This is a genomic window from Ruegeria sp. YTSA144, assembly GCF_059610125.1.
In genome coordinates this window covers 158,058-170,395 of sequence record NZ_JBXWNA010000002.1, presented here as the reverse complement: position 1 = coordinate 170,395, position 12,338 = coordinate 158,058, and the positions used below count along the sequence as shown (strand labels likewise).

Sequence of the window (12,338 nt, the reverse complement as noted above, 5' to 3'; positions counted from 1 at the left end):
ATGTTCGACCCATGCCCGAGATCTGGAAAAGCCTGAATCTGCTTATGAATCCGTAACCAGCCCGCGTATCTTCAGACTTTTCCGTCTCTGAATAATGTGTTTCCCGACATCAAACACCCCAGGTGTCAGACAGGCGATACCCACCGGGCCACGGGTCGTCAGGGTCCAGCATGTGCTGATGTATTCCGGTGATCCAACCGCGACCGCTGATTTCAGGAACGATTGCCGGGCGGCCACCTATCTGCACAGTGCGAATGATCCGACCGATAAATCGTGATCCGATGATCGAAACCGCGTCGAAGGTCTGGCCGGGTTTCATCACCCCCTTGGCCGCCATCAGCGCCATGCGGGCAGACACCGCGGTACCCGTTGGTGAACGGTCAACCTTACCCGGCTGGATCGCCACGGCGGACTTGCCGCTTAGACCGGTTTCCGTCTCGCTCAGCGGGCCGCAAAAGGCGCAGAACGATATATGACCCCAGTCCGGGTTCTCGGGATGAGAGAACCCAAGCTGTTCATTGGCGGCGTTTGTGATCTTTACCCCCAACCGGGCTATGTCGCGGGCCTCATTATCGACGATTGCAAACCCAAGCGTCTGCGCATCGACGACCACGAAGCTGTCGCCGCCATAAGCGGTATCTACCGTGATCGTGCCCAGTCCGGATACCTCGAGCGGGACCGACAGCTTGTCGGCAAAGCTGGGCAGGTTCTGGACGAAGATGCGCCGCGCCTTGCCATCGCGGCATTCCGCACGCACCCGGACCAGCCCGCCCGGTGCCTCGAGCACCATATGAGTTTCCGGCTCTTTCATCGGAATGATCCCGCCATCCAGCAACACGGTTGAGACACAGATCGAGTTGGACCCCGACATGGGCGGCGTGTCTTCGGGTTCCATGATGATCCAGGCGGCGTCCGCCTCGGGGTGTTTTGGCGGAACCAGAAGGTTGACATGCCGGAACACACCGCCGCGCGGCTCATTGAGGACAAAGTTGCGCAGTGTCTGGTCCTGCGCAATGAAGCTTCGCTGATCCCAGAGAGTGTCGCCCGGCGGTGGGGCGACGCCTCCGACGATGACATCTCCAACCTCACCTTCGGCATGGGCCGAGATCACATGTATGGTTTTGCTGCTGCGCATGTTTACCTCAGCCGTACTGCGCGACAGGAGCACCCAGCGCGTCGAAGATCGGTGTCACGCCCAGACCGGGACGATCTGCTGCGGTCATCCGGCCATTGATACGCTTCGGTGCGCCTTCGGCGATGTCCACGGTACCATAGGAATTGAAATCGGTGGCCGAGAACGTGAACTCGGACGGTGTTGACCGTGCCAGATGGGCGATGGTGGCGGTGGTGATGTCGCCGCCCCATGTGTCCTCGATGGTCATGGGAATACCGTGCGCCACGCACAGATCCCGCATCAGTTTTGCCTTGGTCAGACCTCCTACCTTGGAGATTTTCAGATTGATCACGTCCATGGCGTCATCGGCGATGCCGCGGACCAATGTGTTGGGCGTGTCGATGACCTCATCCATCACGAAGGGCAGCGCGGTGCGGCGGCGGATCGACACGCATTCCTCATAGGTCAAACAGGGTTGTTCCACATAGACATCCAGACCCGAGACCGCGCCCACGACACGGGCGGCCTCGTGCCGGGTCCAGCCGGTGTTGGCATCTGCCACCAGCAGGTCGGTCTTTTTCAGAACCGCGCGGGTGGCATGAATGCGGTCGATGTCGTCATTGGCTTCACCGCCCACCTTGAGTTGGAACTTCGTGTAGCCTTCGGCCGCATAGCCTTCGATCTTTTGCGCCATGATGTCCGGCGCTTCCTGGCTGATCGCGCGATACAGCACCACGTCCTTTTGTGCCGCGCCGCCCAACAGGGTGTAAAGCGGTTGCCCGGTCGCCTTGCCCAGCAGATCCCAGCAGGCGATATCGACAGGCGCCTTGGCATAGGGGTGGCCACGCAGGGCAGCATCCATGGTGCGATTGATCTGGCCGATATTCAGCGGATCCTGCCCGATCAGATGTGGCGACAATTCGGCCAGCCCGGCCCTGACGCCAAGTGCGAAGGACGGAAGATAAGCCGATCCCAGCGGGCAGCATTCGGCATACCCCTTCAGACCTTCATCCGTGATGATCTCGAGAACGGTGCTGTCGAAGACTTCGACATAGTTGCCATTGGACCAGCTGTAGCGGCCTTCCTTCAGCGGAAGATCCACCTGATATACGTTCAGTGCGGTGATTTTCATGAGGTGTTCTCCTGATCAGAAGCGTGTGGATGCGTAAGGCTTCATGTCGAGCGCGGGCTTGGCGTTCGTGACCAGATCCGCGACCAGTTCCGCCGTGCCTGCGGATTGCGTCAAGCCCAGATGGCCATGTCCGAAGGCGTAGAACACCTGTGACGCACGGGCCGAGCGGTCGATCACCGGCAAACTGTCGGGAAGCGATGGCCGGAAGCCCATCCATTGCGTGCCGCCTTCCAAATTCAGGCCAGGCATGAAGCGACCGGCCTTTGCCAGCAACGTGTCGGCGCGTTTGTAATTGGGTGGCAGTTCCAGCCCGCCCAACTCGACCGCGCCTCCGATGCGCACACCGCCGTTGATCCGAGTCACCACGAACCCATGTCCACCGAATGTCAGATGGGTGCGCAGGTCAAAGGCCCCTTCGGGCAGGGTAGTGTTGTATCCGCGCTCGGTTTCCAGAGGGATGCGATCACCCAGAGTTTTCGCGAGTTGGTGAGACCAGGCCCCGGCGGCCACGATCACCTGTCTTGCTTCGATTTCACCGATCGAAGTCGTCAGGCGAACGCCCGAATCCATCGGTATGAGCGCATTGATTGCCGCGATTTCAACCTGGCCGCCGCGGGCGGTGAACCGGGTGGCCAAATGTCTTGCCCAGCTGGCCGGATCGACCGTGTTCATCCAGGTGGGCGTAAAACCCGCATGGGTAAATCGTCGGTCAAGCCCGGGCTGGATGTCCGCAATCGCGTCGGGGCTGTCCAGCAGATCAAAGGGGATGCCATGATCCTTGCGCATATCCCATGTGGGAAGACTGGCGCGGAATTCGCCTTCACTTTCGAACAACTGCAACTGGCCTTCGCGTTGCATCAGCGCTTCGCCGTCGACATCCGCGATCTGGCGTTCCAGCGCCGAGCGGCTGTGATCCATCAAAGCAGCCTGTGCAGACAAGGCCGCAGCATAGCGATCCTGCCAACTGGCCCGCCAGAACCGCAGCATCCACGGTGCGATGTTCAAAGCGTAAGAGGGGGGGATTGAAAGCGGACCCAATGGATCAAACAGCCATTTCGGAGCTTTGCGCATGATCCCGGGGGTGGCCAACGGCACGATATCGGTAAAGGCAAAAGCTCCGGCATTCCCTTTCGAGGCACCGGCTCCTACGCCTTCGCGATCCAGCACCAGAACCTGTTTGCCGCGCTTTTGCAATTCCAGTGCCGTGCTGATCCCAATGATACCGGCACCGATCACAACAATATCCGTCGGGTTGTCTTGCAGCATGGCCAGATCTTTTCAAACTGTGGTTCGGTACCGGGGGCCGGATTGCGCCAGTCCCCGATGGTTTTGTCAAAGAAGGATCCCGCCGCGGAACGGATCGTTTTGCGCGAAAATCAATGTGCCCTCGGCCATGATATGCGCCTGCCCGGTCAGGGTTGGAATGACGCCGCCATTGGGGCCGGGCTGATAGCTCAGCCGGTAGGAACTGCCGATCACGCTTTCCTGCACGATCTCAACCCCCGGAGCCAGAACCCCATCCGCCGCCAGACAGGCCAGACGCGCCGAACTGCCTGTCCCGCACGGGGATCGGTCATATTGATCGTCCGGGCACAGGACGAAATTCCGGCTGTGAACGTCTTTGTCCGGGGATTTGCCCTGCAAGATCACGTGGTCCACCGGTTCCCCGTTTTCACCACGCACATTCTGGTCGGTGCAGGCTTTGCGAATTGCAATGGTCAGATCGGTGAGGGCACGGATGTTGCCGGGCGTCACGTCCATCGGACTGGGATCGACAATGAAGAACCAGTTACCACCATAGGCCAGATCGCCGGTCACTTTTCCATGGCCTTCGACTTCAACAGACACAGAAGCCCTGACCCGGCGGCTTTCGATATTGGTGACGCGCACCGTATTGGCGTCCAACAGCTCAACCGAGATGACGCCGGCCGGCGTTTCGACCCCGTGCGTTCCCGGACCGATCCGGCCCAGATGCGCCAGAGTGACCCCAAGGCCGATGGTGCCGTGACCGCACATGCCCAGAACGGCGTCGGCATCGAAATAGATCACGCCGATTTCGCAGCCAGATGTTTCCGGGGCGACCAGAAGCGCCCCGACCATGCCGGGTTGGCCGCGCGGCTCCAGAAGGACCGATTTGTAGAAAGCCTTGTGCTCGGTGGCCAGACGTTGTGCGCGCTCGGCCAGCGTGCCCGACCCCAGATCGGGGCCGCCGTTCAGGATGACCCGCGTGGGCATGCCTCCGGTATGGCTGTCGATCACATGCATTCAGCGATGACTCCGCCCTGGCTGGACCAGTCGGCAAACCATGTGCGGAACAGTCTGTATTGCTGTTCGCAATAGTTGCGCTGGGCATCCGTCAGTTCGTCGGTTTCGTTGAAGTGCAAGCGGTATTCCTCTTCACCGTTCAGGACCAGAAGGTGCTTGTAATACAGCACCAGATCGGTGCCTTCGTCAAAGCTGGCCAGCACGCCAAAGGCTTCTTCAAGCTCGCGCGCGCGCAGGCGCGCTTCGGCATGGCCCGCCGCCGCTTTCTGGCACAGGGCGGCCAGCAGCAGTGCCTCTTTGGGCAAGGCAGTACCAATACCGGTAATCGATCCGGTAGCGCCGCAGTTGACGAAGCCATGGTAAACCTCGGTATCCACACCAACCATCAGTGTCACCTGATCATCTTTCGAGGTGATGTGTTCCGCGGCGTAGCGCAGGTCGCTTTTGCCGCCGAATTCCTTGAACCCAACCAGGTTCGGATGATCTGCACGCAATTCCAGGAACAAATCGGCGCGGGTGGCGAAGCCGTAAACGGGGCTGTTGTAAATGATGGCCGGGATATCCGGCGCGGCTGACAGGATTGCCTTGAAGTGGTTGCGCTGTGCCGGGATGGACGATCCGCGCGACAGCACACGTGGGATGACCATAAGCCCTGCCGCGCCGACCTTTTGCGCATGTGCAGCCAGCGCCACGGCAGATTTCGAGTTTATCGCACCGGTGCCGACGACGACGGGCAGGCCTGCCTCGATCAGGCGTTCGACACCTTGCATGCGTTCGGCATCCGACAGCAACGGCCAGTCGCCCATCGAACCGCAATACACCACGGCCGACATGCCTGCCTGGATCATTTCCTTGCCCTTTTTGACCAGAGCATCGAAATCCGGTGTCCGGTCGGTTTTGCAGGGGGTCATCAGGGCTGGCATGGTGCCGGTGAAGATATTCTTGGACATGAAGGTGATCTTCCTCGTTGTTTCAGGGGGCCGGCGCACTCAGCGCACGTTGGCCAGGAATTTACGGGTGTTTTCGGATTGCGCATCACCGAATATCTGCCCGGGCGGGCCGATCTCTTCCATCATGCCCTGATGGAAATAAGCAACCCGGTCCGACACATCGCGTGCGAAACCCATCTCGTGCGTGACACAGATCATGGTCATCCCTTCTTCGGCCAAAAGGCGCATCGTGTCGAGAACCTCGCCCACCAGTTCGGGGTCCAGCGCTGACGTCGCCTCATCAAACAGCATGTATTCCGGTTCCATCGCCAGCGCGCGGGCGATGGCCAGACGCTGTTGCTGGCCACCCGAAAGGGCCGAGGGGTAGACGCCCAGCTTTTCGCCCAGGCCAACATGGGTCAGTTGGCGGGCGGCGATATCGCGGGCTTCTGATTTTGACAGTCCCTTGACGATCTTGGGGGCGAGTGCGACGTTTTCCAGCGCTGTCAGATGGGGAAAGCTGTTCCATTGCTGAAACACCATTCCCAGCTTCGTGCGCAGCTTGTTGATGTCGGTGCCTTTGGCATGAACATCGGTGCCATCGACCCTGACCGAGCCTTGCTGAATCGGCTCCAGCCCGTTGATGCAATACAGCAGGGTCGATTTGCCGGAGCCCGATGCGCCGATCACCGACAGGACCTCTCCTTTCTGCACATCCAGATCGATGCCTTTCAGCACATGCAGGGCGCCGAAATACTTGTGCAGGTCGCGAATTTCGATCATTGGGCCCACCTTTTTTCAAGAGACGCGGAATAGCGCGAAATCGGATAGCTGAGCGCGAAATAGAACGCGCCCGCGATTGTCAGGATCAGGAAAGGTTCCTGCGTGCGGGTGATCAGGATCTGGCTGGCCTTGAGCAGTTCGACATAGCCCAGCACCGAAACCAACGCGCTGTCCTTCATCACTCCCAGTGCGACACCGACCCAGGCGGGGAACACCGCGCGTCCGCCGATTGGGAAGACGACATAGCGCAGGTCCTGCCAATAGGTCATGCCCAGGCTGCGTGCCGCACGGCGCATCGGCGCGCCGACGGCCTCGATCCCGCCGCGCGCGACATTCGCAACCAAAGCGGCCGTGTAGATCGACAGGATCACCACGCCCGAGGCGAACGGGTCCAGATTGAGCCCGACAATGGGCGCAAAGTTGTAGAACAGCACCAGTTGGATGATCAGCGGAACCGAACGAAAAATATCCAGAAACGGGGCCACTGTCAGGGCGGCGGCCAGCTTGCCCTCGTACAGGATCCACCCGCATACCACGCCAAGAAGTGTTCCGATGGATATCGACAGAACCGAAATCCAGAGTGTCCGCAGGGCCGCTTCGCCCAGAAACCACAGATCATTGATGGTGAAGCCGCTGAAAAAGCTGACAGTGGGTTCCATCCGAGCGTCCTTCAGTAGCGAAAGAGCCGGGTCGCCAGCAGGCGTGAGGCTCCGAGAATGATTTTGACGATCACGTAGTAGATGATCGCTGTGACGGCGAAGTATTCGAAGATGCGGAAGGTGCGCGAGGCAAAGAACTGCGTTTCACCTGACAGTTCCCGGAAGCCGACCAGCATGCCCAGCGAGGACATGAGCACGGCCCAGACCATCTGATTGGTGATCGGGTGATAGACGATGCGAAACACCTGCGGGATCACCACGCGTGTGTAAGCCTGCCACGCGGTCATGCCCAGGGAACGAGAGGCCCGCAACTGCGTCTCGGGGACGGCCTGAAAACCTCCGCGAAAGTTTTCGGCCAGATAACCGGCGCAATTGAAGGTCAAACCCGCCAGCACGATGAAGTAAGGCGACAGGTGCAGGCCGAACGCGCCAAGCCCGAAGCCGAAAAAGAACAGCTGAAACAGGGCGGGCGTGTTTCGGGCCAGTTCAACCCAGGCTGAGGCGAACCAGTACAGCGGCCCCTTCAGGTGCAGCCGCGTCAGCGCAAGACACAGGCCGATGATGATGCCCAGGATCATCGCCAGAACCGCGACTTGCAAGGTCAGCAGCGATGCCTCAAGCAAGTCCGGCAGGCTTTTCATGACCGGTCGCCAGTGGAAGTTGTAATCGAACACAGGTTTTTTCCGAATTGACCGGCTCTTTCGCCAGGCCGAAACCCGACGAAAGAGCACTGGGGGGTGAAATCAGTACATCACGCCGGGGATGCGCAGCTCGGGTGCTTCGCCTCCGACATATTTGCCCCACAGTTCCTGATACCGGCCCGAACGCACCTGATGCGTGACAAACAGGTTCAGGAAGTTCAGCCAGGTGACGTCCTGTCGTTTGCCCACGACCGAGGTGTAGTCGGTGGTCCAGGGCATACGCGGACCGGCCAGCACGGTTTCATATTGCTGGGTGATCGGCAGAACGGCGGTGTTGGTGGTGATGCCGATATCGGCCTTGCCCTGCGCGACCGCCAGAAACACCTCGTTTTCCGACTGATAGCCCTGATAATTGCCTTCCTCACCCCATTCGGCGGCAATCTTCAGCCATTCCTGTTCCGGCACGGTGCCAATCGCGGCGGCGACGCGTTTGCCGCGGATGTCTTCGAAGGTTTCGATCCCGCTGTCCGCGTTCACGACGCCCTGCGCATAGTAGATCGCATAAGGAATGGTAAAGCCCACGGTCCGCGCCCGTTCAAGGCTGTCCGAGGTCGCGCCGAACACGACATCTGCGCGCCCGGTTACGATGACCGGCAGGCGCTCGGCCCAGGTCAAAGGCAGGATTTCCGCCTCAACTTCAAGCGCCGCAGCCAGATCATTGCAGTATTCCACGTCAAATCCCGCCGGTTCGTTGTTGGCGTCGCGATACCCGATCGGCGGAAAGTCCAGAACAACGCCACAGCGAAGAGTGCCGCGATCCACGACATCGTCGAGCGTGTCCGCCATCGCAGGACCTGTTGTGAACGTGGTGAGGGCCGCCAAAGCGACGAGTTTCTTGAGCATGTGATCCTCCCTGAATCAAAAGATGCGGTCACGAATAACGGATATTGGATACAACATCCACATAAATTTGCCATCGGCAACCGACACGCGCCCGTATCCGGCTTCCGGATGGATCAAATGTTCAAGAAACGCCCTTAGCTGATTGATCGTCTTGGGGGTGGGGGCAGGCCGATCATCAAAACGTAGGGGAAACGCTTTTTGTGCAACATCCCAAGAAGAACCGGTCATTCTGACCCGGTCCGCGTGTTGCAGCCTGCACCGGGCCGGGATGGACGAAGACAACACCAACACGTTCTGGAACCGTCCGTCTGAAGACTGGGTGCCCGAGGTTTACGGAACCGACCCGCACAAATCCGGCCAGGTGCCACAATTCGCTGTCAGACAACGCGCAGGGTTGTTTTGCCCTTTCCCACTCCTTCCAATGGCGTTCAGTCTGTTCTGATGACGCCGGTTTCCACCCACGTGTCAAATCGTGACAGAACAGCCTGACAGAAAGCCGCGTCGTTGATGTGAACATCCAGCTCGGCCATCGGCACCCGGCCGGGCATGACTTTGCGCGCCTCGTCCACCATTTCGGCCAGAGCCTCTGGATCATGCGCCTCTTCGCCTTCCCTGTCCCAGGCTTCGACACCCTGAACGGGCAAAAAGAAATGCACGGGCCCGGTTGCGGCTTCCAGACGGTTGGCGAGTTCCCGAATCCACGCGCGCCGTTCAGCCCCGTTGAAGACCGAGCTTTTGATCAGGCGGTTGTGTTCGTGGAACGGGCGATCGGCATATTGCTCGGGGATGTCCTGCCAGCCCGCAAAATCCAATAGATCCAGCGCACCGGGGGCCACCATCTGGGGCGTTCCAACGCGCCCGGCATTGGTGACCCGGTCATCGCCGCTGGACACAACAGAGCCCGCCATCAGGTTGCCGAATTCCTGCATGCAGAAGTCCATCACGCAGGCAAACGCGCCTTCGCCTGCCAGTTTTTCATAAGCCATGCCGCCCATGCCGGTAGAGTGGAACACGGCCACTTCAAACCCGCGGTCTTCCAGTGCCGGTTTCAGAATTTTCATGTAACGCAGGCAGGACGAACCAAGGCTGGTCATCCCGATCAGAGGTTTGCTGCGATCGGGGGCGGTCGCTGCCCTGGCTGCGCCCACGACGGCCCCGGCAGCCTGGCTGAGCGACGATTTGCAGATCGAATTCATGCCATACAGGCCGCCGGCCCAGAGGATCATCTGAACATCCGGCGCCAACCGGTGCGGAGGGATCAGAGGCGAGAAGCTGACCGTTGACACGATGTATTTGGGAACGCCCATCGGCAGCGCCTGCGCACAATCCAGCGCAAGGTCCGTGCCCATGGTCCCGCCCGTGGCAAGCATCCCGTCAAACCGACCGTCTGAATAAGCCTTTGCAACGGTTTTTGCGGCACCTGCCGACATTATGCGAAAGGCCTTGTTCTCGTCTCCTTGCGCGATGACTTCTTCAATGGTCATGCCACCGGCTGCGGCCACGTCGTGCTTTGAGATATCAGTTGGATCGGACGCATCACCCAGAACCGAGACATCCATGGTCAGCACGTCAGCGCCCTGCGCTTTGACTGCCTTTTCGATGAACCGCATTTCGGGCTCTTTGGTGTCATAAGTACCAATCAGCAGGATTGTCTTTTTGGCCATTGGTGCCTCCTGTCTAAGTGTGCTGTTGAAGGTATTTGGTCATCAACCCTCGGGCGGTTTCAATGAACCGCACGTTGCGTATGTCCGATCCATCTTCGTTCAGGCGGGATGCAACCCATCCCACATAGGTTACGGCGCGCAGTGCCATGAACAGGTCGAGTTGCGTGGTGCAGATCGGTCGTTCCGATCGGTACCCCGCCAGCAAAGCACCGCGCAGCCGGTTGAAATCCGGTTCGTGCAGGTTCTTGAGAAGCGTCGTTGCGATATCAAACAGGCGAAAACCGAACCCGGCATCGTCGAAGTCGATCAGCCACAGTTTGTCACCATCAACCATGACGTTTTCGCGGACAAGATCGGCGTGGATCAGCCCGTAATCCAACTGATTTTCCGCGCGCAGCAGGTCACGATCTGCGATATCCCGGAACGCCAGGAAAAGGACCCGGTCCGTTTCTCGAAGCGTTGGGTTTTCCCAGAAACGCCCCCAGAGAGGGGTGTCTCCAAGCAGCCCGCCCCGGTCCCATGACCAACGCGCGAAGTCGTGCGGAGGAGTCCATTGGTCACTGATGTCATGCAGTCGCGCCATTTCCCGGCCAATTGTGTGGAAGACGCCGGTCCTGTCGCGCTGCTCCAAGGCTGATCCGGTCGCACCCAACGGCCGGCCCGGCAACCAGTTGAGCATGTCGACCTGAATGCCGTCCACCAGATGCAGATAGCGTCCATCTGCGGCCGGGACAGGCGTTGGAACCCGGACCCCGTTTTTGCCGAGAACGGCCATCCATTGTAGCTCTGAACGGAGTTCGGCATCGGTTCGCAAGCCTTTGCGATGCAGTCGCAGAGCATAGGCGGTCTGGCCGGCCTGAACGCGATAGACGCGGTTTTCCCGAGCAGCCACGAGAGACCATTCGCTATCGACCAGTTCCCAAAGGGTCAGCGCCTGTTCCACGATCTGCTTCATGCGACCAGTGGCGTTTCCGCCAACACGTCGTCCAGCGTGTCGAAAAGAAGATCCGCGTTTTCGACAGAGAATGGCATGGGAGGGCGAATTTTCAGAGTATTCTTATGGCGTCCAAGCTTGGAGTGAATGATCCCGCGCTGGCGCATGGTGTTGATGATACGGTCGGTGAATTCACTGGCGGGTTCTTTGCTGTCGCGATCTAGGACCATTTCGGCCCCGAATATCAGCCCCGAGCCGCGTATGTCTCCGATGACGGTATACTTTTCTTTCAAAAGCTTCAGTCGTTTCCGCGCGTGGTTGCCTACGGATCTGGCATGTGCGACCAGGCTGTGGTCTTCGATCTCTTGCAAAACCGCCATTGTGGCAGCACAGGAAACAGGGTTTCCGCCAAACGTGTTGAAGTACCGATATCCCCTGCGGAACGCCGAAATGATCTCGGAACGTGTGACCACGCCGCCCACCGGATGGCCGTTGGCCATGGGTTTGCCCAAGGTCATGACATCCGGTACAACGCCCATCTTCTGATGTGCCCACATATGGGTCCCGGTTCGGCCAAAGCCTGATTGCACCTCGTCGCAGATCAACAGGCCGCCGGCCTGGCGTACGACCTTGGCCGTGGGTGCCAGCCAACCGTCCGGATTGTCGGGAAACCCCTCGTTCAGAAAATAAGGGCAGAGGATCAATGCGGCAAAACCGGTGCCGGCCTTTTCGTGCTCGGCAATCTGTTCCGCCACGGCATCGGCGAATTTTGACCCGTCCGGGTCGGGATCGCGATAGCTGTCGGGCGCGCTGACAAAGCGGCAATACTGGCTCAGCCCGAAGCCGACTGTCGGGATGTTCGATCTGCTCAACTGGCTGACCAGCGCGGTATTTCCGTGATAGGTGGCGTCTGTGGCAATGATCCCTCGTTTTCCGGTCATCGCCTCGGCCATTCGCAAAGCAATGTCATTTGCCTCGGAACCGGTGCAGGTGAGGATGGCCGTATCCAGCGCTGCATCCATCGTCCCGGTCAGTTTTTCGACATAGTCCAGAATCCCGTCGTGCAGATACCGGGTGTGCGTGTTGAGCGTGCGCGCCTGACGGCAGATCGCCTCGACCACGCGCGGGTTGCAATGCCCTACATGTGGCACGTTGTTGTAGCAGTCCAGATACTTGCGCCCGTCTGCATCCCACAGCCAGACGCCTTCACCTTTCACGAAATGAATCGGCTCGTCGTAGAACGTCGACACGTTAGGGCCCAATAGCTTGGCCCGGCGCTCAATGAGTTCAACTGATTTCGCTGGAAGAGTCATG

General features: G+C 59.5%; 13 protein-coding genes. All 13 read right to left on the bottom strand.

Annotation, left to right across the window (positions count from 1 at the left end; all coding sequences use genetic code 11):
• Positions 1-109 precede the first annotated feature (109 nt).
• On the bottom strand, positions 110-1,135 hold the full coding sequence (locus AC2FF8_RS07790) for a trans-3-hydroxy-L-proline dehydratase (RefSeq protein ID WP_496879369.1): 1,026 nt from the start codon (positions 1,133-1,135) through the stop codon (positions 110-112).
• A gap of 7 nt (positions 1,136-1,142) precedes the next feature.
• Positions 1,143-2,246, bottom strand: coding sequence for a cis-3-hydroxy-L-proline dehydratase (locus AC2FF8_RS07785; protein ID WP_425079190.1), 1,104 nt, complete (start codon positions 2,244-2,246; stop codon positions 1,143-1,145).
• Between the two features lie 15 nt (positions 2,247-2,261).
• Positions 2,262-3,512, bottom strand: coding sequence for an NAD(P)/FAD-dependent oxidoreductase (locus tag AC2FF8_RS07780; RefSeq protein WP_496879368.1), 1,251 nt, complete (start codon positions 3,510-3,512; stop codon positions 2,262-2,264).
• 66 nt (positions 3,513-3,578) lie between these two features.
• Positions 3,579-4,511: a 4-hydroxyproline epimerase gene (locus tag AC2FF8_RS07775; protein WP_496879367.1), complete on the bottom strand. Its 933-nt coding sequence runs from the start codon at positions 4,509-4,511 to the stop codon at positions 3,579-3,581.
• Positions 4,502-5,461, bottom strand: coding sequence for a dihydrodipicolinate synthase family protein (locus AC2FF8_RS07770; protein ID WP_170345154.1), 960 nt, complete (start codon positions 5,459-5,461; stop codon positions 4,502-4,504). Before AC2FF8_RS07770 ends, AC2FF8_RS07775 begins: the two co-directional genes overlap by 10 nt.
• A 39-nt stretch (positions 5,462-5,500) precedes the next feature.
• Positions 5,501-6,223 carry an amino acid ABC transporter ATP-binding protein gene (locus AC2FF8_RS07765; protein WP_170345155.1) on the bottom strand — a complete coding sequence of 241 codons (723 nt, stop codon included), beginning with the start codon at positions 6,221-6,223 and terminating at the stop codon, positions 5,501-5,503.
• Complete coding sequence (locus tag AC2FF8_RS07760; protein WP_496879366.1) at positions 6,220-6,882, bottom strand: amino acid ABC transporter permease; 663 nt, start codon at positions 6,880-6,882, stop codon at positions 6,220-6,222. Before AC2FF8_RS07760 ends, AC2FF8_RS07765 begins: the two co-directional genes overlap by 4 nt.
• An 11-nt stretch (positions 6,883-6,893) precedes the next feature.
• Positions 6,894-7,556: an amino acid ABC transporter permease gene (locus tag AC2FF8_RS07755; RefSeq protein WP_496879365.1), complete on the bottom strand. Its 663-nt coding sequence runs from the start codon at positions 7,554-7,556 to the stop codon at positions 6,894-6,896.
• 69 nt (positions 7,557-7,625) lie between these two features.
• A complete protein-coding gene (locus AC2FF8_RS07750) occupies positions 7,626-8,426 on the bottom strand; it encodes a transporter substrate-binding domain-containing protein (protein ID WP_170345158.1) in 801 nt (266 codons plus the stop codon).
• Between the two features lie 15 nt (positions 8,427-8,441).
• Positions 8,442-8,654 carry a hypothetical protein gene (locus AC2FF8_RS07745; protein WP_496879364.1) on the bottom strand — a complete coding sequence of 71 codons (213 nt, stop codon included), beginning with the start codon at positions 8,652-8,654 and terminating at the stop codon, positions 8,442-8,444.
• Between the two features lie 200 nt (positions 8,655-8,854).
• Positions 8,855-10,090 (bottom strand): Tm-1-like ATP-binding domain-containing protein, encoded by a 1,236-nt coding sequence (locus tag AC2FF8_RS07740; protein WP_496879363.1) that lies wholly within the window; start codon positions 10,088-10,090, stop codon positions 8,855-8,857.
• A 13-nt stretch (positions 10,091-10,103) separates the two neighbouring features.
• A complete protein-coding gene (locus AC2FF8_RS07735; protein ID WP_496879362.1) occupies positions 10,104-11,045 on the bottom strand; it encodes a homoserine kinase in 942 nt (313 codons plus the stop codon).
• Positions 11,042-12,337, bottom strand: coding sequence for an aspartate aminotransferase family protein (locus AC2FF8_RS07730; protein ID WP_496879361.1), 1,296 nt, complete (start codon positions 12,335-12,337; stop codon positions 11,042-11,044). Before AC2FF8_RS07730 ends, AC2FF8_RS07735 begins: the two co-directional genes overlap by 4 nt.
• Position 12,338: the final 1 nt, after the last annotated feature.

Coding starts and splice junctions, on each gene's coding strand:
- AC2FF8_RS07790 (WP_496879369.1), bottom strand. CDS start 1,135: ATGCGCAGCAGCAAAACCATACATGTGATCTCGGCCCATGCCGAAGGT.
- AC2FF8_RS07785 (WP_425079190.1), bottom strand. CDS start 2,246: ATGAAAATCACCGCACTGAACGTATATCAGGTGGATCTTCCGCTGAAG.
- AC2FF8_RS07780 (WP_496879368.1), bottom strand. CDS start 3,512: ATGCTGCAAGACAACCCGACGGATATTGTTGTGATCGGTGCCGGTATC.
- AC2FF8_RS07775 (WP_496879367.1), bottom strand. CDS start 4,511: ATGCATGTGATCGACAGCCATACCGGAGGCATGCCCACGCGGGTCATC.
- AC2FF8_RS07770 (WP_170345154.1), bottom strand. CDS start 5,461: ATGTCCAAGAATATCTTCACCGGCACCATGCCAGCCCTGATGACCCCC.
- AC2FF8_RS07765 (WP_170345155.1), bottom strand. CDS start 6,223: ATGATCGAAATTCGCGACCTGCACAAGTATTTCGGCGCCCTGCATGTG.
- AC2FF8_RS07760 (WP_496879366.1), bottom strand. CDS start 6,882: ATGGAACCCACTGTCAGCTTTTTCAGCGGCTTCACCATCAATGATCTG.
- AC2FF8_RS07750 (WP_170345158.1), bottom strand. CDS start 8,426: ATGCTCAAGAAACTCGTCGCTTTGGCGGCCCTCACCACGTTCACAACA.
- AC2FF8_RS07745 (WP_496879364.1), bottom strand. CDS start 8,654: ATGACCGGTTCTTCTTGGGATGTTGCACAAAAAGCGTTTCCCCTACGT.
- AC2FF8_RS07740 (WP_496879363.1), bottom strand. CDS start 10,090: ATGGCCAAAAAGACAATCCTGCTGATTGGTACTTATGACACCAAAGAG.
- AC2FF8_RS07735 (WP_496879362.1), bottom strand. CDS start 11,045: ATGAAGCAGATCGTGGAACAGGCGCTGACCCTTTGGGAACTGGTCGAT.
- AC2FF8_RS07730 (WP_496879361.1), bottom strand. CDS start 12,337: ATGACTCTTCCAGCGAAATCAGTTGAACTCATTGAGCGCCGGGCCAAG.